General features: G+C 44.0%; 21 protein-coding genes and 4 tRNA genes. 11 read left to right on the top strand and 14 right to left on the bottom strand.

Annotated features, from left to right (window positions below; genetic code table 11):
* Window positions 1–3 precede the first annotated feature (3 nt).
* The 5 genes from rpsB to C3B73_RS12350 form a co-directional block, all read right to left on the bottom strand.
* Window positions 4–891 carry a 30S ribosomal protein S2 gene (rpsB, locus tag C3B73_RS12370; protein WP_103665922.1) on the bottom strand — a complete coding sequence of 296 codons (888 nt, stop codon included), beginning with the start codon at window positions 889–891 and terminating at the stop codon, window positions 4–6.
* A gap of 206 nt (window positions 892–1,097) precedes the next feature.
* Window positions 1,098–1,484 (bottom strand): 30S ribosomal protein S9, encoded by a 387-nt coding sequence (gene rpsI, locus C3B73_RS12365; protein ID WP_103665921.1) that lies wholly within the window; start codon window positions 1,482–1,484, stop codon window positions 1,098–1,100.
* A 19-nt stretch (window positions 1,485–1,503) separates the two neighbouring features.
* Window positions 1,504–1,947, bottom strand: a complete 444-nt coding sequence (rplM, locus tag C3B73_RS12360; RefSeq protein WP_103665920.1) for a 50S ribosomal protein L13 — start codon at window positions 1,945–1,947, stop codon at window positions 1,504–1,506.
* A gap of 181 nt (window positions 1,948–2,128) precedes the next feature.
* Window positions 2,129–5,398 (bottom strand): S8 family serine peptidase, encoded by a 3,270-nt coding sequence (locus C3B73_RS12355; protein ID WP_103665919.1) that lies wholly within the window; start codon window positions 5,396–5,398, stop codon window positions 2,129–2,131.
* Window positions 5,399–5,425: 27 nt separating this feature from the next.
* Window positions 5,426–6,079, bottom strand: coding sequence for a hypothetical protein (locus tag C3B73_RS12350; RefSeq protein ID WP_103665918.1), 654 nt, complete (start codon window positions 6,077–6,079; stop codon window positions 5,426–5,428).
* Window positions 6,080–6,452: 373 nt separating this feature from the next.
* Between C3B73_RS12350 and acnA the strand changes: the two genes are divergently transcribed.
* The gene (gene acnA / locus C3B73_RS12345; protein WP_103665917.1) at window positions 6,453–9,164 is read left to right on the top strand and encodes an aconitate hydratase AcnA; all 2,712 of its coding nucleotides are present in this window, start codon (window positions 6,453–6,455) and stop codon (window positions 9,162–9,164) included.
* Window positions 9,165–9,310: 146 nt separating this feature from the next.
* Entirely contained in the window at window positions 9,311–10,462 is a 1,152-nt protein-coding gene (locus tag C3B73_RS12340; protein WP_103665916.1) for a GAF domain-containing protein, read from the top strand.
* Between the two features lie 2 nt (window positions 10,463–10,464).
* Here the strand turns inward: C3B73_RS12340 and C3B73_RS12335 are convergent, their stop codons facing one another.
* From C3B73_RS12335 to C3B73_RS12295, 9 genes are all read right to left on the bottom strand, one after another.
* Window positions 10,465–11,619: an FAD-dependent oxidoreductase gene (locus tag C3B73_RS12335; protein WP_103665915.1), complete on the bottom strand. Its 1,155-nt coding sequence runs from the start codon at window positions 11,617–11,619 to the stop codon at window positions 10,465–10,467.
* Entirely contained in the window at window positions 11,609–12,295 is a 687-nt protein-coding gene (locus tag C3B73_RS12330) for a methyltransferase domain-containing protein (RefSeq protein WP_103665914.1), read from the bottom strand. Before C3B73_RS12330 ends, C3B73_RS12335 begins: the two co-directional genes overlap by 11 nt.
* A gap of 6 nt (window positions 12,296–12,301) precedes the next feature.
* Entirely contained in the window at window positions 12,302–13,402 is a 1,101-nt protein-coding gene (locus C3B73_RS12325; protein ID WP_103665913.1) for a type III polyketide synthase, read from the bottom strand.
* A gap of 69 nt (window positions 13,403–13,471) precedes the next feature.
* Complete coding sequence (locus tag C3B73_RS12320; protein ID WP_103665912.1) at window positions 13,472–14,833, bottom strand: MATE family efflux transporter; 1,362 nt, start codon at window positions 14,831–14,833, stop codon at window positions 13,472–13,474.
* Between the two features lie 55 nt (window positions 14,834–14,888).
* Window positions 14,889–18,779 carry an ATP-binding protein gene (locus tag C3B73_RS12315; RefSeq protein ID WP_103665911.1) on the bottom strand — a complete coding sequence of 1,297 codons (3,891 nt, stop codon included), beginning with the start codon at window positions 18,777–18,779 and terminating at the stop codon, window positions 14,889–14,891.
* Between the two features lie 19 nt (window positions 18,780–18,798).
* Window positions 18,799–19,782, bottom strand: a complete 984-nt coding sequence (locus tag C3B73_RS12310; protein WP_103665910.1) for a 2-hydroxyacid dehydrogenase — start codon at window positions 19,780–19,782, stop codon at window positions 18,799–18,801.
* A 1-nt stretch (window position 19,783) separates the two neighbouring features.
* Window positions 19,784–20,203: a ribosome silencing factor gene (gene rsfS / locus C3B73_RS12305; protein WP_103665909.1), complete on the bottom strand. Its 420-nt coding sequence runs from the start codon at window positions 20,201–20,203 to the stop codon at window positions 19,784–19,786.
* Between the two features lie 6 nt (window positions 20,204–20,209).
* A complete protein-coding gene (locus tag C3B73_RS12300) occupies window positions 20,210–20,674 on the bottom strand; it encodes a LytR C-terminal domain-containing protein (RefSeq protein ID WP_103665908.1) in 465 nt (154 codons plus the stop codon).
* A 14-nt stretch (window positions 20,675–20,688) separates the two neighbouring features.
* Window positions 20,689–21,216: a hypothetical protein gene (locus tag C3B73_RS12295; protein ID WP_198597357.1), complete on the bottom strand. Its 528-nt coding sequence runs from the start codon at window positions 21,214–21,216 to the stop codon at window positions 20,689–20,691.
* A 170-nt stretch (window positions 21,217–21,386) separates the two neighbouring features.
* Between C3B73_RS12295 and queA the strand changes: the two genes are divergently transcribed.
* The 9 genes from queA (at window position 21,387) to tuf (ending at window position 25,916) form a co-directional block, all read left to right on the top strand.
* Window positions 21,387–22,442, top strand: coding sequence for a tRNA preQ1(34) S-adenosylmethionine ribosyltransferase-isomerase QueA (queA, locus tag C3B73_RS12285; protein ID WP_103665906.1), 1,056 nt, complete (start codon window positions 21,387–21,389; stop codon window positions 22,440–22,442).
* The gene (ispD, locus tag C3B73_RS12280; RefSeq protein ID WP_103665905.1) at window positions 22,443–23,135 is read left to right on the top strand and encodes a 2-C-methyl-D-erythritol 4-phosphate cytidylyltransferase; all 693 of its coding nucleotides are present in this window, start codon (window positions 22,443–22,445) and stop codon (window positions 23,133–23,135) included.
* Window positions 23,132–23,614, top strand: coding sequence for a 2-C-methyl-D-erythritol 2,4-cyclodiphosphate synthase (gene ispF, locus C3B73_RS12275; RefSeq protein ID WP_103665904.1), 483 nt, complete (start codon window positions 23,132–23,134; stop codon window positions 23,612–23,614). The genes ispD and ispF overlap by 4 nt, the downstream gene beginning before the upstream one ends.
* A gap of 5 nt (window positions 23,615–23,619) precedes the next feature.
* The gene (locus C3B73_RS12270) at window positions 23,620–24,267 is read left to right on the top strand and encodes a DedA family protein (protein WP_103665903.1); all 648 of its coding nucleotides are present in this window, start codon (window positions 23,620–23,622) and stop codon (window positions 24,265–24,267) included.
* Window positions 24,268–24,333: 66 nt separating this feature from the next.
* Window positions 24,334–24,406, top strand: a tRNA-Thr gene (locus tag C3B73_RS12265).
* Window positions 24,407–24,431: 25 nt separating this feature from the next.
* Window positions 24,432–24,514, top strand: a tRNA-Tyr gene (locus C3B73_RS12260).
* 7 nt (window positions 24,515–24,521) lie between these two features.
* Window positions 24,522–24,594 (top strand) — tRNA-Gly (locus C3B73_RS12255).
* Window positions 24,595–24,601: 7 nt separating this feature from the next.
* A tRNA-Thr gene (locus C3B73_RS12250) sits at window positions 24,602–24,673 on the top strand.
* A gap of 55 nt (window positions 24,674–24,728) precedes the next feature.
* Window positions 24,729–25,916 carry an elongation factor Tu gene (tuf, locus tag C3B73_RS12245; protein WP_103664402.1) on the top strand — a complete coding sequence of 396 codons (1,188 nt, stop codon included), beginning with the start codon at window positions 24,729–24,731 and terminating at the stop codon, window positions 25,914–25,916.
* Window position 25,917 lies beyond the last annotated feature (1 nt).

Below are 25,917 nucleotides of genomic sequence, written 5' to 3'. Positions count from 1 at the left end.
AGATTATTCTTCTTCGTCATTGCTGTCTGCATCTGCCTTGGCATCTGCGTTGTCAGCTTTGTCTTTCTTCTTGTCGCCTTTTGGCTTGCGACGAGAACGTAATTTGGTTCCTTTGGCAGCATCTTTGACATCCACTTCGTCATCGCTATCGCCTTTGGCGTCAGCAGCTGCCTGTTCCATAACATCTTCTTCCTGTTGTGCTTCTCTCTCAGCATTACCTTCAATAATGGCATCTGCGATCTGAGTCGTCACAAGCTGAATAGTTCTTGCAGAGTCATCATTACATGGAATGATGTAATCAGGTACATCCGGGTCACTGTTGGTATCTACCATAGCAATGATCGGGATATGAAGCTTAATGGCCTCATTCACGGCAAGGTGTTCTTTAATGATATCTACCACAAAGATGGCACCCGGCAGGCGACCCATATTTTTGATACCACCCAGGGCATCATTCAGTTTATCCTGCTCTCTTTGAAGCATCAGACCCTCTTTCTTGGTCAGCTCATCAAAGGTACCGTCGGTTTTCATCTTTTCGATCTCCTCCATACGGGAAATACTCTTGCGAACGGTACTGAAGTTAGTCAACATTCCACCCATCCAGCGGTGAGTAATGTGTGGCATTCCACATCTCAGAGCTTCAGTTTTGATGATCTCTGTCGATTGCTTCTTGGTTCCAACAAAAAGAATGGTTTTACCGGCACGTGCAAGCTTTTGAACCTCATCGAGGGCTTCTTGCATGTAAGTTCTGGTTTTTTTCAGGTCAATGATGTGAATCCCGTTTCGCTCCATAAAGATGAAGTCTTTCATTTTAGGATTCCATCGGCGGGTAAGGTGACCGAAGTGTGCGCCTGACTTAAGCAGGTCTTGTATAGATGCAGCTTTTGGCATGATATATAAGTATGTGTGTTTAGGTTAATCCTCTATGCGGGTCATTCCCGAACGTAAATCCTGAATCAATGTTCAGGACACCAAACGCCGGGTCGTCACATATGCGTGATTGTATTATTAGGTGGTTATTGGTTAAAAGTGAAATGGTTATTCGAGAGAAAGTTCTCTTTTTCGAATAACCATTAACAAATAACGAATAACGAATTTTATCTCTTAGAGAACTGGAACTTCTTACGCGCTTTAGGCTGACCGTATTTCTTACGCTCTACCATTCTGTCATCACGAGTAAGGAGTCCGTGTCCTTTAAGGATACTGTGTAATTCTTCGTTCTCTCCATCAAGCGCACGAGCAAGAGCGTGAGAGATAGCGCCGGCCTGACCGGTGCTTCCGCCGCCACGAACAGTGATCTTAATATCATATTGCCCTTCTGTTTCAGTAACAGTGATCGGGTGCAATGCAATATTGCGTCGTGCTTTTACTGGAAAATATTCTTCAATTGGTTTGTGGTTGACCAAGATCTCGCCTTTGCCCGGCTGTATGTATAAGCGGGCAGTTGCTGTCTTGCGTCGTCCTATGTAATTCGCTTGTGCCATTTAATTAATTCTGGATGGATTAAAGCTCGATGATTTCTGGTTCTTGTGCAGTATGCGGATGTACCGGACCTGCATAAACTCTCAGGTTGGTAGCGATCTTGTTTCCTAATTTTGTTTTAGGAAGCATTCCTTTAACAGCTGTGGTCACCAAAGAAGTAGGATCCTTCTCAAGCATCTCAGCAGCTGTTGTGTAACGCTCTCCGCCTGGGTAAAAAGTGTGACGGAAATAGGTTTTATCCGTCATTTTCTTGCCGGTCAGTTTCACTTTATCCGCGTTAATGACGATCACATTGTCGCCGGTATCCATATGCGGAGTGAAGGTTGGTTTGTTCTTACCTCTCAAAATTTTTGCGATCTCGCTACTCAGTCTCCCTAAGGGCTGATCTTCAGCATCAAAAAGAACCCATTTTTTCTCAATGTCTTTGGGTTTTGCTGAGTATGTCTTAAAACTTAATGTGTCCACGATTCAACTCGTTTATTTTGTCTTATTGGAAAGTCGAACAAGATAGAAGTAATTCTTGATGATTTCAATAGCAGATGTGTATAAAGTTCCGTTCTTCTAATGACATGTATAGAAGGTATAAAAATAAAAGCCATCATACACTTAGAGCATAGGATGGCTTTGAATTGAAAAGATGAACTGTCTACTTTATAAGCGTCATTTGCTTGGTGACAACTTGAGAACCAACTTGCAAGCGGTAAATATAATTACCCGATGAAAGCATACTTGCGTCAAAAGTAGCGGAGTATTCTCCGGCTGACTGCTGCTCATCCACTAAGGTCACCACTTCCCGGCCTAACATGTCAAATACCTGTAATCTGACCGTGGTATTTTGGGTCAGTTCGTATTTGATTACCGTGGAGGGGTTAAACGGGTTAGGGTAGTTACTGAGCTGGATATCGGTTTCTTGGGCAATACTTTGTGTAAGCTCTTTGCCACCTCCGGATGGGGCATCTTCCTTATGGCGTTCCAGCAACCAGGCCAATTGTTTCAATTCTATTTCGTCTTCTTCCCAATGTTCCAGGTTTAACAGCATAGTTTCAGCAGCCTGAACATCTTTGGTGCCTAACAGGTAGCTGTAGAACAGACGCCGCCCCATGGTCGTGCGAATTTTCTGCGATGTTACTTGCGATGCCAGAAGAGCATTACCGGTTTCAATGGCCAGTTGGTGATTATCCAGTCGCTGATGGAGTTCTACCTGAATAATTTTTGCCCATTGATTTAATGCAGGGCTGAGTTCCTGCCCTGATATCCGGTTTAACTCCGTAAGCGCTTCTTCACCTTTAAATCCACTCAGAGCTTTTCGCAGATTAGCCACACTGCTGATAGTAGTAACAGAATGCTCACTAGTTTTTGCTTTCGGCGCATTATCGGTGGAATTAGCTTGCTTCTGAAAGCTGCTTGGCAGCGGGTCAAAGAAAAGGTGATTAGAATAATCAATAGATCCACCCGAAACTTCTTCAAACTGGCTGGAAGAAGGGAATGAGGACCCCCACCAGTTGCTGGTGGCGTTTATGGTAGAATTGTTATAGGCGAAGGCGTCCCGGTAGGCATTATCATGAATGCTGGAGGAAGTTATTTCCAGAAAGGAAGTATTATCGGCACGCAGGCCGTTGGTGCCTCCATTATAAATACGGGAATTAATTACTCCTTCCAGGGAAGCCCCTCCGGTGATATATAAACCTGCGGCAGGATTATCGACCATTATACTATTTCTAAGCTCGTCATTCAAACCCCCATCGTAATACACTCCATAGGTTCCATTCCCATCTGCCCGGAAATACCCAAACCCACCTACAGGGGACGAGGTAGACGTATTAATGAACCGGAACCCATCCCAGGTGCTGTTAAATACTTCTACATTTTGTACTTCCAGTCCCGATACATTATAGGAGGTAATGCCATTGACAGCGTCTTGAATATCCACATATTTTATTGAGGAATTGTCTTCATTAACTTCCACACCATCCCAATTAGAACTACCGGAGGCCTGCAGGGAAATTCTGTTGGCGTTGGTGCCTTCAATGGTTACTATCCCGTTGCCCACAATTCCCTGTCCGCTGTCAAAAGATAGTGATGCACCTTCGCGGATAGTGAGTTCCCCGCCGGAACCCACATCGAGGTGAATATTATTCAGGTCGGCGGCCTCTTCGATGATGAGCCGGCCATTGACAGCTATGGTGCTGTTCGAGCCACTCATATTTCCATCTATAATGGTCACATCTCCTGAAGATATTGTTAGGGTTATCCCTGAGGATACACTGGTAAAATCTTTTATTCTACTCAAATCTGGCAGGGTTGTGGACGAAGTGAAACTTTGACCGGAATACTGATTGGGCATCGCTTCTTTTACGGCTTTGTAGGCGTTGAGGCGGCCGTGGCCATATTCGTTGGTAAATCCTTGACCGCCCATACCAGAGACTTGATCTGCGGTGTTTTGAAGTATGGTTTGAATTTGGGCAGGTGTAAGGTTTGGGTTGACGGAGAGCATAAGGGAAATGATTCCAGAAACCAGAGGTGCAGCAGAGGATGTTCCATTGAAATTAAGTTCATAATCTCCGTTCTGATATCCGGCTCCACCGCTTATATCCGTAGTAGGAATGTGGATACCCGGTGCTACAATATCTAATTCCGAACCAAAAGCACTTCCCCAATCTTCTCCGGAACCATCATTCAATTCTTTCCGCTCATCATTTTCACGAGTAGCTCCTACTGCTATTACAGAATTAAAAGCTGCCGGATATCTGATTTGGGTTTGGCCGGGGTTTCTAGGATAATAGTTCCCTGAAGATGCAACAATAATTGCCCCACTATTTGCAGCATCATTGAATTCATCTTCAACATCTTGGTCATGACCTGTACCGCCCCAGCTATTCGAAATAATATCTGCTCCATTAGTCCAGGCAAAGTTAATTCCATCTATAATCCAATCACTATATGTCCAATTCGGATCCTGAGGATTATTTCTTGCTATTTGTATTGGCATGATCCTACAATTCCAGCATGCACCTGCAATTCCATCCGTATTATTGGCAACTCCGGCTATTATTCCTGAAGAAGCTGTACCATGCGCATCATCTCCATTTGGGGTGGGATCATTTTGAGCACCGGTATCTGTTGTGTTTATCCCGATAACATTCCCCACTGGATCTAAAAACAAATTGGGTGTCAGATCATCATGCGTTAAATCGACTCCTTCATCAGCTACAGCTATTACCACATCTGTAGATCCGGTTACAATTTCCCATGTTTTGTTAAGAGAAGTTTTTCCAATATTCCATTGATCGCCAAAATGTTCATCATTGGTTGAGACAGTATGGAATTCAATATCAAATACCCAATTCACGCTTGCTCGTTCAACTACCCCAAGTTCATATAGACGATTGGCTGTTTCTATACTGGTAAACTCAAAAGGAGGAAGCAGCTGGTATAATACACGATCACCAAGCCAGCGGGTATTTTTGTTTTCAATACGTTCAAGATTAAACTCTTGTTCAAATTTTTTAATTTCCTGATGTATCATGTTTTTAGGCCAGACTACCATAATTTCATTACTAGCAAATTGCTCCCGGTTATCCTCATTTAAAAACACCGGGCTGATATGAGCAAACGGGTACTCTTGCTTTATGGCTTCGATAAAATTTTGAGAACGTAAGGTATAACGTTCATGTTGTTTTTCTTTCATTGTAAACCGGCTTTTCCGATCAGCATATGTAGCCTGTACTGTCAATTCTGCCGGACGGCCCGGTTCATCTTCGTATGTAACCATATATTCATTCTCGATGGCTTGCATGGCCACTTTTTCTCCATGTACATACCGGTAATATTCCGGCTGCTGAGCATAGGCTATGCTCCCGTAAATAAATAAAAATGAAAAGAGAATCAGGGGAAAAGACTTTTGTAATTTGCACATAATAACCACCTTTGGTTAAATAATTGATCAGTTGATTCTAAAAGCAAAATTCAAAGAAGCATACCTAATATTATCAATCAAATAGTACCTATTTATAAGCGCAAGAGGATCTTCAGGAGAGTTTTTATTAACCAAAACTCTGTATCTGGTTGGGGTTCCGGGGCCATCTTCGATTCGGGTTAAATTATCAGTAGCAATAAGGCTGTCTATAATGTGTAACTCTTGCTCAGCATTGAGGCTATCAAATCGGATGGTAATCATATTGGTAATCATAATAGGCTCCCAAAATTCATTCATAAAAACCGGAAGTGTATATCTCACCTCCGGCCTGTTGCCCAAAACAGGTTGAGTGCTATCTCCATACGTTGTATAGTATTTTTCGGCTGGTTTATTGATAACCCGTGCGTAAATATGCTTTACGGGGAATACCTGACCCTCATATCTTAAATCATATTCTTGAAAGATATCTTGCAATTTTTCTTCTTCAACTTCCTCGTAAAACTCAATCGACACGTAATTGCGGTTACGTGTCCACGGTATTTTATCCCCATTTGAATTATAGATGAAATACCCCTCTTCAAACCCAAAATCTTCCGGTTCATGCTCATTCTCAAACAAACCACACCCGCTCAAAAGAAAAGCAAATAGAAAAAAAATCCCTTGTTGTATGGTTAATTTCATAATAAAATCTCTCTGTTTTACTGCCCGACATAGTAAAGAGTAAGCCCGCCGATATTTGTTACAAATATAATTTCAATAAGTATAATGAATTATTGGTTTTAGTACTTGTGACCATCAGCGAGGAGGTTAAAGAGGGAGGTGAGTTTTCATACTAAAGGGGATAGGTCAAAGGGCATGAGCTTTGATCGACGCAAACCGGATAAAGGTATAACACTTATTTCATGAAATCATAGATGATTGAAGGGGCAAGTAATAGTGTGGCTGAATGACATCACGTAAATTGATGTTGTAAATAGGGACTAGTTAAAGACAATGCGCTAAAAGATTTGTACCTTTAGCTTGCATATAAAAGTAAATGTAAACACATCATAAAATGAGCGACAAACTGAAAAACACCAGAGTTGAATTCGAAACAGGTTCAGGAAAGGCGTTTTTGTACAGCCTTCAGAAACTTAAAGAGCAAGGCTACGAAAACGTTGCCAAGCTTCCTTTTTCCATTAAGATCTTGCTTGAGGCTGTTCTCAGGGAATTTGACGGATACACGGTAACCGAAAAAGACATTGAAGCAATTGCTAACTATAATGCCAAAGACCCGCAGGGCGAGATCCCATTCAAACCATCACGGGTAGTATTGCAGGATTTTACCGGCGTACCTGCTGTGGTTGACCTCGCAGCTCTTCGCTCAGCGATGAAACGCATGGGCGGTAAAGCAACGGATATCAATCCACAGGTTCCTGTTGATCTGGTTATTGACCACTCCGTACAGGTGGATATGTTCGGTCAGGATTACGCGCTCATGTTTAACGTAGAAAAAGAAATGGAGCGTAACCGTGAGCGTTACGAGTTCCTGAAATGGGGTAAGGAAGCTTTTGATAACTTCCGTGTGGTACCTCCGGGTCGTGGAATCGTTCACCAGGTAAACCTTGAGTATTTGGGTCGTGGAGTCTTTACCCGAGAGGAAGAAGATGGAACCACAACGGCCTATCCGGATACACTGGTGGGAACCGATTCACACACAACCATGATCAACGGACTTGGTATTCTTGGTTGGGGTGTTGGCGGTATTGAAGCGGAAGCCGCTATGCTGGGGCAGCCTATTTCTATGCTCGTTCCTGAAGTGGTTGGCATGAAACTGACTGGAAAGCTTCGAGAAGGTATCACCGCTACTGACTTGACTCTGACCGTAACCCAAATGCTTCGTCAGCATGGTGTGGTTGGTAAATTCGTAGAATTTTATGGTGACGGACTCAGCAATATGAGTCTGCCTGATCGTGCAACCATCGCCAATATGTCTCCTGAATATGGAGCAACCATGGGTTTCTTCCCCATTGATGATGAATCGCTTCGTTACATGAGAAGAACCGGTCGTTCCGAAGAGCTGGTGAATCTGGTTGAAGCTTACACCAAAAAGCAGGGCTTATTCAGAACGGATGATACGCCTGATCCTGAATTCTCATCAACGCTTGAGCTGGACTTGAGTACGGTTGAAACCTCCCTTGCCGGACCAAAACTCCCTCACGATCGCATCAAGCTTGATCACATGAAGGAAGCTTTTGAGCAATCACTGACCAGCGATAACCCAACCATGGGTTTCAACCTGGCACAGGAAAAACTGGCCAACAAAGGTATTTACAAGAACGGTCAGGAAATTGAAATGAAGCACGGTGATGTGGTAATTGCCGCCATCACCTCGTGTACCAACACCTCGAACCCAAGCGTAATGCTGGGTGCCGGTATTGTCGCGAAGAAAGCCGTAGAGAAGGGACTTAAAGTTCCTGCTTACGTGAAGACTTCCCTTGCACCGGGTTCACGTGTGGTGACTGAGTACCTGAAGGAAGCCGGTCTGACCGAATATATGGACAAGCTTGGTTTCAACCTGGTAGGTTACGGATGTACCACTTGTATCGGTAACTCCGGTCCGCTGCCTGAAGAAGTTGAGCGTGCTATTAAAGAAGGCGACCTGATCGCTGCTGGTGTACTTTCCGGTAACCGTAACTTTGAAGGCCGAATTCACCCTTGGGTGAAAGCGAACTATCTGGCTTCACCGCCACTGGTTGTTGCTTATGCATTGGCCGGAACCGTTGATATAGATCTGGCTAAAGAGCCGATCGGAAAAGATGCGGACGGAAACGATGTATATCTGAAAGAGATCTGGCCAACTACCGAGGAAATTGCCGAGCATTTAGATGCTGCAATTCGTCCGGAACTGTTTGACAAGATGTACAGTGATATCTTTGAATCTCCAACCTGGGAAGAAATTCCGGTTTCAGGCGGAGAGCTATTTAACTGGAGCGATGAATCTACATACATTCAGGAGCCACCATTCTTTATGGGAATGAGCGAGGAGCCTGAGCCGATCAAACCGATCAAAGGGGCGAGAGCACTGGTTAAAGTAGGTGATTCTATCACAACAGACCACATCTCTCCTGCCGGTAATATTGCAGAAGATTCACCGGCCGGTAAATACCTGAAAGAGCGTGGAGTCAAAAAAGAAGACTTTAACTCTTACGGTTCACGCCGTGGTAATGACCGCGTTATGACCCGTGGTACTTTCGCGAATGTGAGATTCAAGAATCAGCTGGCACCGGGTAAGGAAGGTGGTTACACCAAGTACTTCCCTGAAGATGAGATCACAACCATTTATGAGGCTTCTCTGAAATACAAAGAATCAGGAACCCCATTGGTTGCGCTGGCCGGTACGCAATACGGAACCGGTTCATCCCGTGACTGGGCGGCCAAAGGAACCAACCTGTTGGGTGTTAAATGCGTGATCGCGACATCGTATGAGCGTATTCACCGTTCAAACCTAATACAGATGGGTGTACTTCCATTGCAGTTCAAGGAAGGTGACACAGCAGACAGTCTTGGTCTTGACGGTTCTGAAACTTTCGACATTCATGTTGATGATTCAGTACAGGCTCAGGATGAGATCAAAGTGACAGCAACCAAAGATAATGGAGAGGTTGTCGAGTTTATGACTGATTGCCGAATCGATACTCCCGTTGAGGTAGATTACTACAGAAATGGAGGTATTCTGCACACGGTACTGCTTGATTACCTGAAGAAGAGCAAAACTGAGAACTAGATCTCTTAAATTTTGCCCGAATTTGAAAAGCGCAGTCTGACAAAGGCTGCGCTTTTTTATATTAAAAAGTGTTCATCAACTTTTCTGAAAGATTTCTATATATTCTGTGAAAGGAATTAGAAATCGGGAATAACATAGGGTAGAACGTGAACACTAAAGATGTCAGGGAAGACCAGTTCATAGTTGGCAACGAGGCTCTTTCCAAAGTTATAGCAAGCCTTAACCGTACCTTGGATCTTAACGAGGTACTTTTAAAATGTCTGGAAGCCGTTAAGATCGGGTTAGATTCGGAAGCAAGCTCACTCATGTTGCTTGATAATGAGAAGAAAAACCTAAAGGTCAGTATGGCCACCGGTCCTGTGAAGGATGAGATTCTTGGAGCAACCATACCAAAAGGCATGGGTATTGCGGGTTGGGTACTGGATAATAATGAGCCTTATATCTCTAATGATGTAAAGGAGGATGAACTTTTCTATAAGGACCTGAGTCCTTCTTTTACCACACGAAATATCATTTGTGTACCATTAAAAGATGCTACCGGTGATCCATTTGGTGTATTACAGGCCATCAATAAAAATGAAGGACTGTCTTTCAAAAAGGAGGAGTTGAAGATATTTCAATCGCTGTCAATGCAGGTGTCGACTGCTATTGAGCGTTCCAAGATCTATGAGGAGCAAGAGAAGCAGTTAGACCGCAAAAGAGAATACATATCGGAACTTCATCATCGATTAAAAAATAGCCTTTCAGTGATCAGTGGATTGATCGAGTTTGAAATTGATGATGTTCAGGATGAAAAAGCACGCTACTTACTAACCTTCACGAATAGTCGGATCAGGACACTGGCAAAGGCTCATTCTGCACAATCTGATGGAAAGACAGAAGACCACATTCAGCTGGATGAGTATATCAGGGATATCGTAAAAAATGCCGGAAAGACCTTCGGTGATTTCGATCAGCAGATCACCATATCCTCAGATCTGCAACCTCTGAATTTGGATCTGAACCGGTCAATACTTTGCGGGTTAAGTGTGAACGAATTATTGTTGAATGAGCTGTCTCGGTTGCTGGAAGGCGATACCGTGTCTGAGATAAAGGTTTCACTTAGTTTGTCAGATGAAAACAAGGTTTCGCTTGTGATCGAATCATCCGGATCATCTGATGAAGAAATGCCCGGAGTTAAGAATGGAAAACCAAACAGCCGGTTCATTGTGAAATCGCTGATCAATAAATTGGATGGTAATATTGAGCATTCAGTACCGGGGCAGGGAAGTAAAACCGAGATCAGCTTCACGTTATAAGATCAGATCCACCAGCTTTCAAGTCCACGCATAGTAAACAATTGGGCGATCTTATTTTTCAGGGGTTTTTTCAAAAAGGATTTAATGAGAAGATTTCTGATCGAGGGAATCGCGGTTTTTCTGCCTAAAGCCATATTTAACTCAGCTCGCCTTGCTACTTTTCGGGTGATCTTTTTTTGGGACTCAGAGTACTCTTTTAAATTGAGCTCGATATCATCACCTGCAAAAACCTCAGCCACACGCCAGGCATCAAGCCATCCGAGGTTCATCCCCTGACCGCCAATGGGGCTGACAACATGAGCTGCATCACCGGCCAATATCACACGGCCTTTGGCAAACGTTTCTGCTATAAAATGCTGACCGCCAAAACTACTGATCATAACGTTCTGGATGTCCTTTAGATCATGGTTGATCCGTTTTCTGACCAACTCAACAATGATGGTACTGTCAGGTTTCTCAACGTAAGAATCCGTTTTAACGACCCATCGCCTCCTGCCATTTGGCAGAGGGAAGCATTCGATCAGTCCATCCGGCAGTAAGTAAACAGCGGCATCTGAACCGAAATCTGTGTTATCCCCAAAATCTCCCATGATATAGGTATCATCATACCGCTTACCGGAATAATGAATGTATGAACGCTGACGAACCGGGCTGTTCTTCCCATCACATCCGATAACAAAATCAGCCGTTATGGATCTATTATTACCTTGTTCATCCGTGAAGTAAATTTCAACCTGATCTTCTTTCTGTTTCAGATCTTTGAATTCAGCTTTTGTGACCAGGACCGAATCATCCAACCGGTTCAGTTCCTTCCTCAGGATCGCTTCGGTTGTAAACTGTGGACAAGCCAAAATGTAGTTATGCGGTTTCGGGCAGCCCTCAAAATTGATCTCACCTAAAACCTTGTCAGAACTTAAGGCAAATCCTTTTTGGATCTTCAGTCCCTGATCCAGAAAAGGTTGTGTGAGATCTATCTTATCAAACAGCTCAAGTGATACCGGATGAATACCAAGGGAACGTGAGTCAGGAACCGGTTCATCTCTCTTTTCTAGTATTTTACAATGAATTCCTTTTTTTAGCAGGCAGATAGCAAGGAAGAGCCCCACAGGACCACCTCCTACAATAACGACCGGTATGTCAGTGGTGCTATTTTTCATGGATCAGAATAAGTCTGAAAGGGAATGATCTTCTGACAACCCAGGTATCAGGAATGATCTTTTCAAGTTCACTTTTTTTGAAACTTCGCCGGATAGAAGTCAACCCGTCTTTTGTGATAAAAGAGTTTCTGAAAAATAGTCTTGATATAACGTTAAAGAAGGAGTATCCAATGGCACTTCTCTCAATGTCATTAAACAGGACCTTTTGTGTTGCGAGCTGTTCACATTCACTTAATAGGTTCTGTATTTCATCATCGGTAAGGTGATGGAGGAGGTGATTGGAGATCACAATATCGAACTTTGATCCGTTTGCTAAAAGTTCTGTGGAGGTGTTTTTTACCCATTCAATATCACAATCAGAGTGATTTTCCCGGCAGTAGTGAAAAGCTCTGTCATCCGGATCCGCTGCCGTAATTTTCAGATCGTATCCATCTTTTAGAGCCCAATTTTCAATGCTGCATGTAATATCTCCTCCTCCTGAACCGATATCGAGCAAAGTGGTTGAGGTCTGTTTGGTCAGCATAGGTCGAATTTCATTTTTATACAGGTGTCTCCATTTAGAGATCAGTCTGTTGATGTAGCGAAATTGCCGATAGGTATTATGAAGTTTTTGAAGGTTGCAATCCTCCTTGTCCATTTCTTCGATCAACCCCGGTTCTCTTTCTGCTAAAAACATAATTTTTTAATCGGGATGATGGGTTTTAAATAAACCACTTTCAATGGTGAGGCCGGGACCAAATGCCATAGACAGAATGTTCTCGTCCGGTTTAAGAACAGAATTTAAAATATCCTTCAATACAAAAAGCACAGTTGCACTACTCATATTACCGTATTTCGCCAGTACTTTTCGGGATGAATGTATCTGTTCTTCCCTGAGTTGAAGACTCTCCTGTATTTTATCCACGATCGATCTTCCGCCCGGATGGATAGCCCAGCGGTCAATATTTTTTTCACTCAATTGATATTGGTCGTAAATAGGTGAAAGTGCGTTTTTCAGGTTACTTTTGATGATATCAGGGACGTATTTTGACAACACCATATCAAAGCCTGTATCTCCTATCGTCCAGGCCATATCCTGTTCACCCTCGGTGGCCAGGGCAGATGCAAATCCTGTTATTTTAAACGCGTTTTTGTCCGGTTCTTTTGATGAGATCAGCATGCCGGCAGCTCCGTCCCCAAAAACACTCCCCGATAGTAAACTGTCGATATCATTCTTCATCTGAAAGTGAAGAGTGCACAACTCAGCACTTACCATTAGTACGGTAGCATTTGGATCTGATTCACAAAATGATTTGGCCATCTTCATAGCCGGAAAAGCTCCAAAACAGCCCATGAAGCCAACATGAAAACGCTCAGTGGAAGGCTTAAGGTTTAGTGCTTTTACGATCTCATAATCGGGCCCGGGGGCGTAAAAACCCGTACATGAAACGGTGATGACATGGGTTATGTCATCGGATGAAATGTCCGGGTTATCGGCAAGTAGTTTTCGGCCAACATCAACAAATAATTTCCTGGATTCTCTTGCATAGATCTCATTACGAGCGGCTGTTCCCGGCTCAGTTTTTGGGGCACCATTAAAAAACAGCTCACCTTTTTCATCGGGCGTGAAATCCTCTATGACCGAATGGCGCTTTTCAATGCCTGATTGGGTGTAAATACGATGAATAATGGCTTCGGTCTTACGATCAGTGCCAACATATTTCTTCATGACTTCCCGGATGTGCTGTTGGTCACTGCAGAAAGACGGTACTGAAGTTGCAATATCGTGAATAAATACGGCCATTGATCAGAATAAGAGTTTATGGTTTGATTAAAAAACCCTTACGCTGTCAGGTTCATTCAAAAGCGATCTTTAAAAAGACCCCAGATCTTTCAGGTTTTGCTTGGTGAGTTTATTAAACCGGTAATTATGGAGAACCGCCGCAACAGTCAGTCCACTGATCAACCCGATCCAAAGGCCTTCAGGGCCAATATTTTTGATGATCCCCAGGTAGTATCCAACAGGGAAGCCGATCAGCCAGTAGGAAAAGAAGTTTACTACCATGGGGATGCGGGTATCTTTAAGTCCTCTTAAGGCTCCAAATCCACCGACTTGAAGACCATCAGAGATCTGAAAAACTGCAGCCATAAAAAGTAAGGATACTGCAACAGTAGCAACTTCAGGGTCCCGGGTGTAAATACTGATGATAAGATCCGGAGCTAAAAACAGAAGGATGGCGGTGAGGGTCATCACTCCGGCGCAAATTACGATACCGACAAATCCTCTGAACCGGGCCTTTTCAACGGAGCCCTGTCCGATCGAAAAACCAACCCGTTGCGATATTGCCATAGACAGGCCAAATGGGATCATGAACATAGCTGATGCCACATTGATCGCTATCTGGTGAGCTGCCGCAGCTTTTACACTTAATGAACCCATCAATAAACTAACGGTGGCAAACAGTAGGACTTCCATGGAAGAACTTACACCATTTGGAATACCGATCTTGATCAGTTCACTGATGTATTTCCATTCCGGTCCTTTGGTTCGTGCAAATATATTGAAGCGCTTAAAAGGTTTGAATGATGCAGTAAAGGCGACAAAAATAATGGCTTCAAACAGGCAAACTATAGCGGTGGCATAACCGGTGCCAACAGCTCCCAGTTCAGGAAATCCAAGCTTACCATACATTAAAACATAATTGGCTCCTACATTCACAAAAAGTGCCCCGATCGCAATGTACATGGCGGGTTTGGTGACTGATAATCCTTCGCTGAAATATCTGATGCCCGCATAAACAAGTAATGGAGGGATGCCCCATGAAACCGCCTTAAGATAACCATCGGCAATGGGGATGATCTCAGGGGTCACATTGATCCAATACATCACGATATCCATATTACGGATGAGGAAAAAAGCGGGAATTGATAGCATCAGGATCAACCAAAAAAGCTGACGGGCACTTTTGCCGATCTCCTCGAATTTTCGGGCTCCCAGAAATTGGGATACCACAGGATTGATAGCGATCAAAGTAGCCATGCAAAATATTCCGACAGGCATAAAAATGGCATTTCCAATGGCTACAGCCGCCAGATCCAGGGCAGAGAGATTCCCTGCCATTACGGTATCGGTGAAATTCAGTCCCATGCTGATCAATTGTGTGGCTATGATGGGGCTGCCTATCTGAAGGAGTTTTTTGCCTTCTTTTTTTATGTCTTTTTTGGAGTATCTCATAATCTATCGGAAGGCCACAAAGGTAAGGACTAATGAGATCAAAAAAGCAAAGTAATTATCTATCAGAATGATTTATTACCGGAAGAATAATTGAAAATGTGGAGCCTTCGCTTACGGTGCTTTGAAAGGTAATTTGCCCGCCATGTTCGGCTATGATTTTCTTGGCGATCGCCAGCCCCAATCCGGTGCCACTTGATTTGGTTGAGAAATTTGGAACAAAGATCTTATCCCGACTTTCTTCAGCTATGCCTTCACCCGAATCTGTTACGGAGATCGTAACCATACCTTGTTTCGTATCATGCAGGGTGCTTAACTGGATGCGACCTCCATTTGGCATAGCCTCCAGTCCATTCTTTACCAGGTTGATGAGTACCCTTCGAAGCTCATCTTTAACCCCGCTAACCAAAAGATCATTTGCATGTAATTCGGTTTGAACCTGAATATCGCTCTCAGTTCCATATAGATCGGCCACCTGAGCCACCAGCTTGTTCACCTCCACCGGTTCAAAACCCTGCTCCACAGGCTTGGCGAATTTAGAAAAATCTGACGCGATCTTATTCAAGGATTCAATTTGCTCAATGATATTGTTGGTCAATGCTTTGATCTTGGGTTGTATCTCTGAAAGGTCACCGTTTGAGTGACTGATCTGACGTTCAAGATGCTGAAGGTTGAGCTTCATCGGAGTCAAAGGATTTTTGATCTCATGAGCCACCTGTTGGGCCATTTCTTTCCATGCGGCTTCTCTCTCGGCCTCAGCCAGATCGGTTTGTAGATCCTTAAGGCGATAAACCATAATGTTGTAGGCGTTGATCAGAGCACCGATCTCATCCTGACTTTTAACAGGCAGGGTAGTTTCAAGGTCACCCCCGGAGATCTTTTTCAGTCCTTTTCTTAATGCTTCGAGCGGGGAGGTCAGTTGTGTGGAGATCAGGGAAGCACCTAATATGAAAAAACTAAAGATAAGTACGAATAACCCGATCAGATAGCTGGTGGTGGTTAGCAGTTGCTCGTTGAAGATCGGGGCTTCCAGGAATGTTGGGATTGAAACAACGCCCGCAATGTTTCCGGATTCATCCAGCCAGGGCTGATAGCCGATCAATAATTCCTGATCACCAAGGGTCAAGCGCCGCGTGACCTGACTGTTCCCACGGTTATAAATGGAATCATAAACATCCCAGGGTAACAGATTCGGTAAAAGATGCTGATTATAGATCTGACCGGTTGTGGAAATATCTATCACCTTGTTTCTGTAAAGGGAGGCGTCGGCATCCAGTGTTGAAGCAAGTGTAAATAGTGGAATGGGTTGGTCGCTGTTCTCAAGTTCTGAGTTGGAGATCGCTTCAGTCAGGTTCTCAATCTTTAAAAGGAGTTCGTTTTGAACTGATGATTGATTTTGATTTTTCACCGTGTAATAGGTGGTGATGATCAGCGCCAGCAAACAGGCCAGAGAAGCCAGAATGAACCGATCGATCAGGCGATCCCTGAATCTTTTGTTAGCTGAAATGAATATGGAATCATTCTTTAAATAGATGAAGCCAATGATGACCGATCCGGCACTTAATACGACGAAATAGAATCTGAGTATGGAGAAGAAATGATTATTAAAGCCTGCTTTTTTAGTGGCAGAACGAATGATCTGATCGGAGGAATTGGCTATGAAGTATTCCTGAATATTTTGCCCTGCCAGCATCTGATCTCTGTACAAAACCTTGGACTCCCGGATCCTATTGTTGAGCTCATCCGGTAAACTCAGGTATCCTGGCAGTTCAAGGGGGGGACCCAGAATATTTTTACGGGCACTGACTCCATTAAGGTACTCTGTAACGTTTATGGTAGAACTCCACTTCGCGTTATTTTGCATAGCCATGACCGCACGCAATGGTTTTTCAAATTGGGGACGTTCTCTGTAAACCGAACATAAGATCCATCCAATACGGGTTTCGGTGCTATCGGTATCGTAAATAGGTATCCAGGCTCTACGGAAGGAGGAATACTGTGAAGCGACTTCATTGAGGGGTGTTTCCCGGATAATAGGTCTCAAATTTTCAAACCGGATCTGTTCTGCTTCAAAAGGAACAATAAGTGAGAACATATTGAATGCCCGGGTCCATGCAGGTGAATTCAAGTCTGAAGAATAATCACTGATGATCTCCCCAGCATTATTGATCAGTTGTGTTGAAATGGAAAATGTCTCCCAGTCATCCTGAATAAGATTTTCGGTATTTTGCCTGAATATATTATCAACCAGCGGTTGATCGGTTCGCAGGTCTTCGGCATCGAGTGTGGCAAGCTGTTGTTGAAGGTCTATAAGTAAAGTGCTTGCAATGCGTTCAGCCTCTGTGGCCTCTTCAGTAATAAATTGTTCAGCGGCCGTTTCCATTTCTCGGATCAATCTCTCTGCATAACCCCGGTAAACGGCAATGTAGCTGACCCCAACCACAATAAAACTAATGAGAAGATAAAGTCTGAGATGGGATGATCGGATCAGTAAAAGCGGTTCTTTTGATGCTTGATACAAGAAGGCGAGAACCGTTCCTAAAATAAAAACCAGAATAATGATCAGGGCTTGTTCATCCAGAATAAAAAATGGATAGAATGAAATTATCAAAGTACCGGCTGCATACCCGGCTGCCAGTGATAGTAAAACAAGGGGCAATCGTGTTGAATTTAACCTGAAGACAAACCAACCCATTAAACCCGTAAGTATGATGGATGAAAAGCCAAGTAACCCGGTGGCCAGGTAAAAGATCATGGTTGAGACTTCCGGGAACACCTCAAGGTCTAACACAGGTATATTTGTGAACAGAATGACCTCATAAACTTCGTTATAACTGAAGGCGAGAAGAATAACGGTGATCAAACCGGTTAGAATACCGGTGAAAATATGCAGGATCGAAGAAGAAAGATGTACTTCTGTTGAGCCTATGGCCAAGGCCTTAAAAGTAACAACGGATAACAGTAACAGAAAGATGGAGTGTATGGAATACTGAAAAAGCCGTATGATACTGTCACTTTCCAGGCCGGGTGATCGGGTTAGTAACTCTACCCAGCTGGCTTCTACATCTAAATTGATGAAAAACAACCAGGCAATAACCACGGCTAACAGCTTGAGGAAGAAAGAGCGCCAGAAACTGAGATTTTCAGAAATTGCCGTCAGGAATAACGCGGTCAACAAAATGATAAGGGTCCAGAAACCAACCCTGTATAAAAAATGCCCTTGATCTTGATCGGCAGCAAATGTCGTGTTGTCGTTGGGTAGGGTGTATGCCAATCCAACCGAATCAGAATTAGCGAGTACAAGGGGCTGACTGTAGCTGATATTTGAAGGAGGGGATTCAAAAAAATTGATACGAACCGGGTAGCCGTTTTTTGGTCCAAAAAGATCGTAAGGATCAACTTCAGAACTGTTGCCAATAGATAACAGATTTGATTGCTGGATCTTACTTCTTGTGACAAGGTGGTAGCGGACTACAGTATCCTGCTCAGTTATTGGGATTCTATTAAAAAATTCAAGGTAGGTTACGTTATTGTCTCGGTTTAACCGTACGTGGGGAAAGGTTGAATTCTGGGCGAAAACTGAAGAGAATTCCTCAGCGCCAAACTCAGTCCACGCAACCAGGGTGGTATCCCTGAAAACAGAAATGCCCCAAAAAGGGTCATCTTCCTCAAACCCTGCAAAAAGTTCTGTAAGGCCCGAAGTGCTAAGTGCATTAACGACTTTTTGAGTGAACTGTTGGCTTTCGGCTTTGAATTGATTTTCAAAGGCATTGAAGTTGTTTGCGACTTCCTCAATGGATTGCCGGGTCAGCCTGTCGTTAGTTTCACGGTCAGTTTCTGGTTGTGCCCAAAACTCAAACAGTCCATATGCTATCGTGGTAAGGATCAGCAGTATTGACAGGATCTTTACCTTTTGAGCCGGTGAATATGTGAATCGCTTGATGCCCATAAATCAATATGAGCGTAAATTAAGGTGTAATCAAGTTAGGGATCTCACGGTCATCTTTGCCATTCAATACAGAAATGATGGCATCGGCCGCCAGCATACCAATATCTTGGCGGGTGCGATGAGTGGCACTGGCAATATGAGGAAGGAGTAAGGTGTTTGGAGCCGTCAGTAATTTTGGGTGGACTTCCGGTTCTTTCTCAAAAACATCCAGTGCGGCTCCGGCAATGGCCTTATTGTGCAATGCCTCTGCAAGTGCCACTTCATCAATAACGGCACCTCTCGAAATATTGATCAATAAAGCGTGAACCGGCATACGGTTTAGGAAATCGGAATCCACAAGATGATGGGTGTTATCCGTTAAAGGGCAATTGAGGCTGACCACGTCACTCTTTTCAGCGAGTTCACCGGAATCTTCTATGTAAGTAGCATCCAGTGCTTTTTCTGAGTCAGGGTCTAATTTGCTTCTATTGTGATATAAGATATTCATTCCAAAGGCCCTGGCACGATGAGCAAAGGCTTGTCCGATACGCCCCATGCCAATGATCCCCAAATTTCTATTGCGCAATTCCATGCCCAGAAAACCGAGCGGTTCCCATCCTTTAAAATTTCCGTCTCTGAGGTATTGTTCAGCTTCCTTTAGTTTTCGTGATAGGGCGAGCAATAGTCCCATGGCATAATCGCCACAAGCCTCGGTAAGCACATCCGGAGTATTGGCAACACGAATTCCTAAAGAGCCGGCTGTCTCAACATCAATATTATCGTACCCGACGGCAAAGTTAGCCACAATCTTCAGGTTTGAACCGGCCTTCATCACAGCCTCAGTCACCGGTACCGATAACATACAAAGGAGAGCGTCATAGGGTTGTATCTCATTGATCAGGTTTTCCTCAGACTGGAAGTACCCTTTTTCGCCAACCGTGACGTTGGCAAAGTCTCTTAAATGATCGATCACTTTAGCTGGGATGGGTTCAGTGATCAGTATGTTAGGCTTGCCGGAATTCAAATTATTGCTCGTCGGTATCTTTGATGTGCGTTACTTTGGCGTCATTCCACATGCGCTCAATACCATAAAAATCTCTCTTCTCTTTACTCATAATGTGGACCACAATATTCACAAAATCCAGGATCACCCACGAACGCCCCTGCAGCCCTTCTTTTTTCCAGGCTTTTTCACCTGTTTTTTCACGCATATCCTCTTCGACGGCATCAGCTAATGCTTTGATCTGCACGTCTGAGGTACCATGGCAAACTACAAAATAATCGGTCAGTGTGGTTAGTTCAGAAACATCGAGCAGAGTAATGTCTTTCCCTTTACGGCTCAGTAAGGCTTCTGTGATGATCTCAACCATCTCCTGTGAATCAGGAACCTCATCCGTATAAGCGTTTTCAAATTGTTGTTTACTTTGTTGTTTGATATCTGTCATATAGATTTATTCGGTATTTAATTTTTCGTAGTCGTGGCCAATTACAACTGTTACATCCAGGTAGAAATCAGGAGATGATTCTCTGATCACATTTTCCTCTGAGATCCCCAGGGCGTTAGCAACGCGATAGGCATTATCCATTACACCGCTTCTCGAAATCACGATCGTTTCCGGTAAGTCGAAAGTCTCAAAATTTCCGGTTTCAACCACATCGAAACCATTTGAACGTAATAAACTGGTGTAAGCATTGGCGATACCGGGAACACCACAGCCATTCAAAACTTCCATCTGAATGATCTCACTAATGAGTTCGGCTCCGGCTTCCGACCTTTCATTAAAGATCCGTGGATAAATGATCCGTGAAAATAAGGAAATTACCAATACCAACAGCAGGATACTTAGAAATCCTATTGCAGCATTCAGATAAAGGTCGTTAGGTCCGTTTGTTCGCTTCTCGTCAGGTTCAGCCATTAATTAGAGCAGTACTAATACCATGGATTATAACGGTCGTAGCCATACATGCCGAAACCTCTGTTGAACATTCCGTACCCGCTATTGAAATAACCGTATCCTCGTGGAAGTTGCTGATATTGTAATCTGACGTGCGCGTTATCACTGATCTTGTAATTGAGTTCCGCATTTCGGATCAGGATCTCTCCGTTTAAATTGTTGTTGGTATTCACAAGGTTTGATCCGCCAAACGGAGAGTGTAAAAATGAAACATCAACCCGGCCGGTGAGGTTGTCAGAGAACATGATGTTCACAGTATTGGTGTAAGAGTTCACGTTCTGATAACTACCACCTACTGATCCAAAATTCATGGAGTAAGAGTGGCTCATACTCACTTTGTTCTGAAAAAAGTTGTTCAGCCAGGTCTGAACAGTAGGGGCTTTTGAGTTGATGATCGGCCCTGAAAACTCATAAGACCGCGAAAGGTCCTGTCGTAATTGTGCCGACAATTGGGTGCTGAATAGTATTCCAAAAACAAAGGATGCCAATAATAATTTCTTCATAATGCTCACAAATTTAATGATCAACGTTAGAGCAGATGTTTATTGTATAAGTATAACGAATTGGGTTTTAATAATAAACATTCCCGTAAAAGCTCATGAATTGAAATCGCCTGAAAAAAAGTATATCTTATCTAACTTTGCAACAGTACTGAAAACAGATAAAAATCTAGATGAAGCTCACCGATTTTAAATTTGAGACTGACGATTTAAATATTCCTGAAGAACCACTTGAGAAAAGAGACTCAGCCCGACTGATGGTTCTGAACAGAGAGGAAAAAACCATAGAACACACCACCTTTTCGGAGATCCATAAGCACATCAATAAAGATGATGTGATGGTGTATAACAATACCAAGGTATTTCCGGCCAGACTGCACGGTAAAAAGGAAAAGACAGAAGCAGATATAGAGGTCTTCCTTTTAAGAGAATTAATGCCGGAAAATATGCTTTGGGATGTTCTGGTTGAGCCGGCGCGTAAGATCCGTATCGGTAATAAACTTTATTTCGGTGAGGAAGACGAAGAATTGATGGCCGAAGTGGTAGATAATACCACTTCTCGTGGCCGAACCATACGTTTCTTATACGAAGGGCCAAATCAGGAGCTGTATGATCGGCTGGATGAACTTGGCAAGATGCCGCTTCCTCCGTATATCGAGAGAGAGCCTGTAGAAGCAGATAAGGAAAGATATCAAACCATTTTTGCTACAGAGCGCGGAGCTGTTGCAGCCCCTGCTGCCGGCATGCACTTTACCCCGGAGCTGGTAGAAAAGATCAAAAAGAAAGGGGTGGAATTCCTGCCAACCACCTTGCACATCGGTTGGGGTATTTTCCGCAATGTAGAGGTTGAGGATCTTACCAAGCACAGAATGGATTCCGACAACTATTTTATATCCAAAGAAACATCCGATAAGATCAACGAGACGCTTAAAAAGAAAAAGAATCGTGTGATCGCGATCGGTTCAAGCTCTTGTAGAACGATCGAAACAAGCGTGATGGCGAGCGGAATGTCTAAACCGGGAACCGGTTGGACGGATAAGTTTATCTATCCACCTTATAACTTTAAGATCACAGAAGGCTTGATCATCAACTTTCATCAGCCGGAATCCACGCGGTTAATGCTGGCAGCGGCCTTCGCGGGCTACGATTTTCTGATGGAGGCTTACGAAGAGGCTAAGAAAGAGAACTACCGAATGTTTGCGTTCGGTGACGCTATGCTGATCCTGTAAATGATCAGGCTGTCGCTCATAATACCGGCGGCAGGCTCGGGTGTGCGCCTGGGGATGAAAACCCCTAAGCCATTTATTGAGTTAGGTGGCAGAACGATTTTACAGCATACCATTGACAAGTTCATTGATATACCTGAGTTGGGGCAATTGTTGATCGTAGCCTCAGCTCAGAATATAGATCGGGTAAAAAGCCTGGTCTCAGATCATGATCGATCTGATGTAGATATTTCAGTCGTTGAAGGTGGTGATGAGAGGCAGGATTCCATCAGCAACGCTCTGAAATTTGTAGATAAGAGGTGTGACCTTGTTGCCATTCATGATGCTGTAAGACCTTTTATTGAAAAGAACGTGGTAGAGGAGTGTATTAGTAAAGCGATGAAATATGGTGCGGCTATTCCGGGTATTCCCGTTAAGGATACTGTAAAAGTGCTTAATGATGAGCAACTCGTAGAGTCCACGCCTGATCGATCTTCTCTTTGGCAAATTCAGACTCCACAGATTTTCAAAAGACAAATTTTGTTTGATGCTTATGATCATGCAAAAAACGCAGGCTTTACAGGAACTGATGACAGTTCATTAGTTGAGAATCTTGGTATAAAGGTTCATGTGGTTAAAAGCAGTTATGAAAATTTTAAGATCACCTACCCCATCGACCTTAAACTTGCTGAACTAAAGGTGGGGGGGGAATTATGAATAATATCCGAATTGGCTATGGATATGATGTCCATAAATTTTCTGAAGACAGAAAATTAGTATTGGGAGGGATTGAGATCCCTTTTGAAAAGGGGCTTTTGGGGCATTCCGATGCCGATGTTCTGTTACATGCAATCACGGATGCCATTTTGGGAGCATTGGCTTTAGGGGATATTGGATCTCATTTTCCTGATGACGACCCTAAGTATGAAGGAGCCGAAAGTGTTGAGCTGCTCAAACATTGTTATAGACTGGTAAAAGAAAAAGGGTATGTGATCGGGAACATGGATGCAACGGTGATAGCTGAAAGGCCGAAACTTCAGCCCTATATTAACAGTATGAGGGAACAGGTCGCGAAGATCTTTGAAACAGAGGTCGGTAATATCTCAGTTAAGGCAACCACATCAGAAAAAATGGGGTTTGCAGGTAGGGAAGAAGGGATCATTGCGCAATGCACTGTCCTGCTTAAAATGTATTAAAAAGAATGGCAGATCAGATCGTACAAAGTATAGTAGAATGGATCAGTATGGTTCCGCCAATAGGTATATACCTCATATTGTTTGGTATTGCCTATATCGAAAACCTGATACCACCAATGCCGGGTGATGTGATCGTTGCTTTTGGAGGGTATCTTGCTGCAGAAAGTATCATCGGGCTGATGCCGCTGTGGAGTGCGACTGTTGTGGCATCAGTGTTAGGATTTATGACGATGTATTGGCTGGGATATAGGTGGGGAGTTCAAATTGAAGAAAACAGAGAGAGTCATTTGCTGCTCAGGTTTATCGATTATAAATATTTTAAACGAGGTAAGAAGTGGATGAGTCGGTGGGGTCAGGGTGTGATTTTAGCTAACAGATTTCTTGCCGGAACCCGTTCGGTGATCTCTCTTACTGCCGGGATGTCTCACCTTCATATTACGAGGACCGTTCTCAGTTCATTTGTGAGTTCCATGCTATGGAATGCGTTACTGATAGGTATGGGGTGGGTAATCCGTGATAACTGGAAGGTCATTGGTGAATATTTATCCAATTATGGTAAAGTGATTTTGCTTTTAATTGTTGTTGTAGTTTCTGTTAAGCTTTATTTTGAGTTCTACTATAAAAGAAAGACGAAGGGTTCAGAAAAGAGTTAAAAGTTTTTGACAAACTGTATTGACAATCAATTCAATCATGCTTAATTTTTAAGTCTTTCGCGAAAAGCCAGTGTAGCTCAGTTGGTAGAGCAACGGTTTTGTAAACCGTCGGTCATCGGTTCGAATCCGGTCACTGGCTCACAGCGATTTTGACATATTGACCTGGGGGGATACCAAAGCGGCCAACTGGGGCAGACTGTAAATCTGTTGTCGTGAGACTTCGCAGGTTCGAATCCTGCTCCCCCCACGTGTAAGCGAGCGTAGCTCAATTGGTAGAGCGTCACCCTTCCAAGGTGAATGTTGCCGGTTCGATTCCGGTCGCTCGCTCAACCACGCCGATATAGCTCAGGGGTAGAGCACTTCCATGGTAAGGAAGGGGTCGTCGGTTCAATTCCGACTATCGGCTCAGGGCATAAATTTTTGGACATTTTTTAAACAATACTTAACAAAATAGCTTAATCATGGCAAAAGAGACCTTTCAACGGAATAAGCCCCACGTAAACGTAGGCACGATAGGCCACGTAGATCACGGAAAAACGACACTGACGGCAGCGATTACGACGGTAATGGCGAAGACCTATGGTGGAGTAGCGAAGCAATTTGCGGATATTGACAATGCGCCGGAAGAGCGTGAGCGCGGTATTACGATTGCGACGGCCCACGTAGAGTACGAAACCGACGAGCGTCACTATGCCCACGTTGACTGTCCGGGTCACGCCGACTATGTGAAGAACATGGTAACGGGAGCGGCTCAGATGGACGGAGCTATTTTGGTGGTAGCTGCCACGGATGGTCCGATGCCACAGACGCGCGAGCACATTCTGCTTGCCCGCCAGGTTGGAGTGCCACAGATCGTGGTCTTTATGAACAAGGTGGATCTGGTAGACGATGAAGAGCTGCTGGAGCTGGTAGAGCTGGAAGTGCGTGAGCTTCTGTCCTCGTATGAATTTGATGGCGACAACATTCCTGTGATCCAGGGATCTGCCCTTGGCGCGCTGAACGGTGAAGCTGAGTGGGAAGAGAAGATCGTTGAGCTGATGAAAGCCGTTGACGAGACGATTCCAACGCCAGAGCGTGACGTAGACAAGCCGTTCCTGATGCCGGTAGAGGATGTATTCTCTATCACCGGTCGTGGAACCGTGGCTACCGGACGTATTGAGCGTGGCGTGCTGAAGCTGAATGATGAGATTGAGATCGTTGGTATCGTTGAAGAGCCAATGAAGACGGTAGTAACCGGTATTGAGATGTTCCGCCGTATGCTTGACCAGGGTCAGGCCGGAGACAACGCCGGTATTCTGCTGCGTGGTATTAACAAGGAGCAGCTGCAGCGCGGTATGGTACTGTGTAAGCCGGGCTCGATCACCCCGCATAAGAAGTTTGAGTGTGAGGTGTATGTATTGAGTAAAGATGAGGGTGGTCGTCACACGCCATTCTTCAAAGGCTATCGCCCGCAGTTTTACTTCAGAACCACCGATGTGACCGGCTCTTGTGAGCTGCCAGACGGCGTTGAGATGGTAATGCCAGGCGACAATGTGAAATTAAACGTAACCCTGATCCAGCCGGTGGCGATGGAAGAAGGATTGCGATTTGCGATACGCGAAGGTGGCCGTACAGTGGGCGCCGGAGTGGTAACTAAAATCTTAGACTAAG

Origin of the sequence: Gracilimonas amylolytica, from assembly GCF_002911695.1 — a bacterium.
Classification (GTDB): domain Bacteria; phylum Bacteroidota; class Rhodothermia; order Balneolales; family Balneolaceae; genus Gracilimonas; species Gracilimonas amylolytica.
This window is presented reverse-complemented; position numbering and strand designations above follow the sequence as displayed.

What these genes read in the sequence shown, in the direction of transcription:
- rpsB (WP_103665922.1), bottom strand. Translation starts at nt 891, where the DNA reads ATGCCAAAAGCTGCATCTATACAAGACCTGCTTAAGTCAGGCGCACAC.
- rpsI (WP_103665921.1), bottom strand. Translation starts at nt 1,484, where the DNA reads ATGGCACAAGCGAATTACATAGGACGACGCAAGACAGCAACTGCCCGC.
- C3B73_RS12355 (WP_103665919.1), bottom strand. Translation starts at nt 5,398, where the DNA reads ATGTGCAAATTACAAAAGTCTTTTCCCCTGATTCTCTTTTCATTTTTA.
- C3B73_RS12350 (WP_103665918.1), bottom strand. Translation starts at nt 6,079, where the DNA reads ATGAAATTAACCATACAACAAGGGATTTTTTTTCTATTTGCTTTTCTT.
- acnA (WP_103665917.1), top strand. Translation starts at nt 6,453, where the DNA reads ATGAGCGACAAACTGAAAAACACCAGAGTTGAATTCGAAACAGGTTCA.
- C3B73_RS12335 (WP_103665915.1), bottom strand. Translation starts at nt 11,619, where the DNA reads ATGAAAAATAGCACCACTGACATACCGGTCGTTATTGTAGGAGGTGGT.
- C3B73_RS12330 (WP_103665914.1), bottom strand. Translation starts at nt 12,295, where the DNA reads ATGTTTTTAGCAGAAAGAGAACCGGGGTTGATCGAAGAAATGGACAAG.
- C3B73_RS12325 (WP_103665913.1), bottom strand. Translation starts at nt 13,402, where the DNA reads ATGGCCGTATTTATTCACGATATTGCAACTTCAGTACCGTCTTTCTGC.
- C3B73_RS12320 (WP_103665912.1), bottom strand. Translation starts at nt 14,833, where the DNA reads ATGAGATACTCCAAAAAAGACATAAAAAAAGAAGGCAAAAAACTCCTT.
- C3B73_RS12315 (WP_103665911.1), bottom strand. Translation starts at nt 18,779, where the DNA reads ATGGGCATCAAGCGATTCACATATTCACCGGCTCAAAAGGTAAAGATC.
- rsfS (WP_103665909.1), bottom strand. Translation starts at nt 20,203, where the DNA reads ATGACAGATATCAAACAACAAAGTAAACAACAATTTGAAAACGCTTAT.
- C3B73_RS12300 (WP_103665908.1), bottom strand. Translation starts at nt 20,674, where the DNA reads ATGGCTGAACCTGACGAGAAGCGAACAAACGGACCTAACGACCTTTAT.
- C3B73_RS12295 (WP_198597357.1), bottom strand. Translation starts at nt 21,216, where the DNA reads ATGAAGAAATTATTATTGGCATCCTTTGTTTTTGGAATACTATTCAGC.
- queA (WP_103665906.1), top strand. Translation starts at nt 21,387, where the DNA reads ATGAAGCTCACCGATTTTAAATTTGAGACTGACGATTTAAATATTCCT.
- ispD (WP_103665905.1), top strand. Translation starts at nt 22,443, where the DNA reads ATGATCAGGCTGTCGCTCATAATACCGGCGGCAGGCTCGGGTGTGCGC.
- ispF (WP_103665904.1), top strand. Translation starts at nt 23,132, where the DNA reads ATGAATAATATCCGAATTGGCTATGGATATGATGTCCATAAATTTTCT.
- C3B73_RS12270 (WP_103665903.1), top strand. Translation starts at nt 23,620, where the DNA reads ATGGCAGATCAGATCGTACAAAGTATAGTAGAATGGATCAGTATGGTT.
- tuf (WP_103664402.1), top strand. Translation starts at nt 24,729, where the DNA reads ATGGCAAAAGAGACCTTTCAACGGAATAAGCCCCACGTAAACGTAGGC.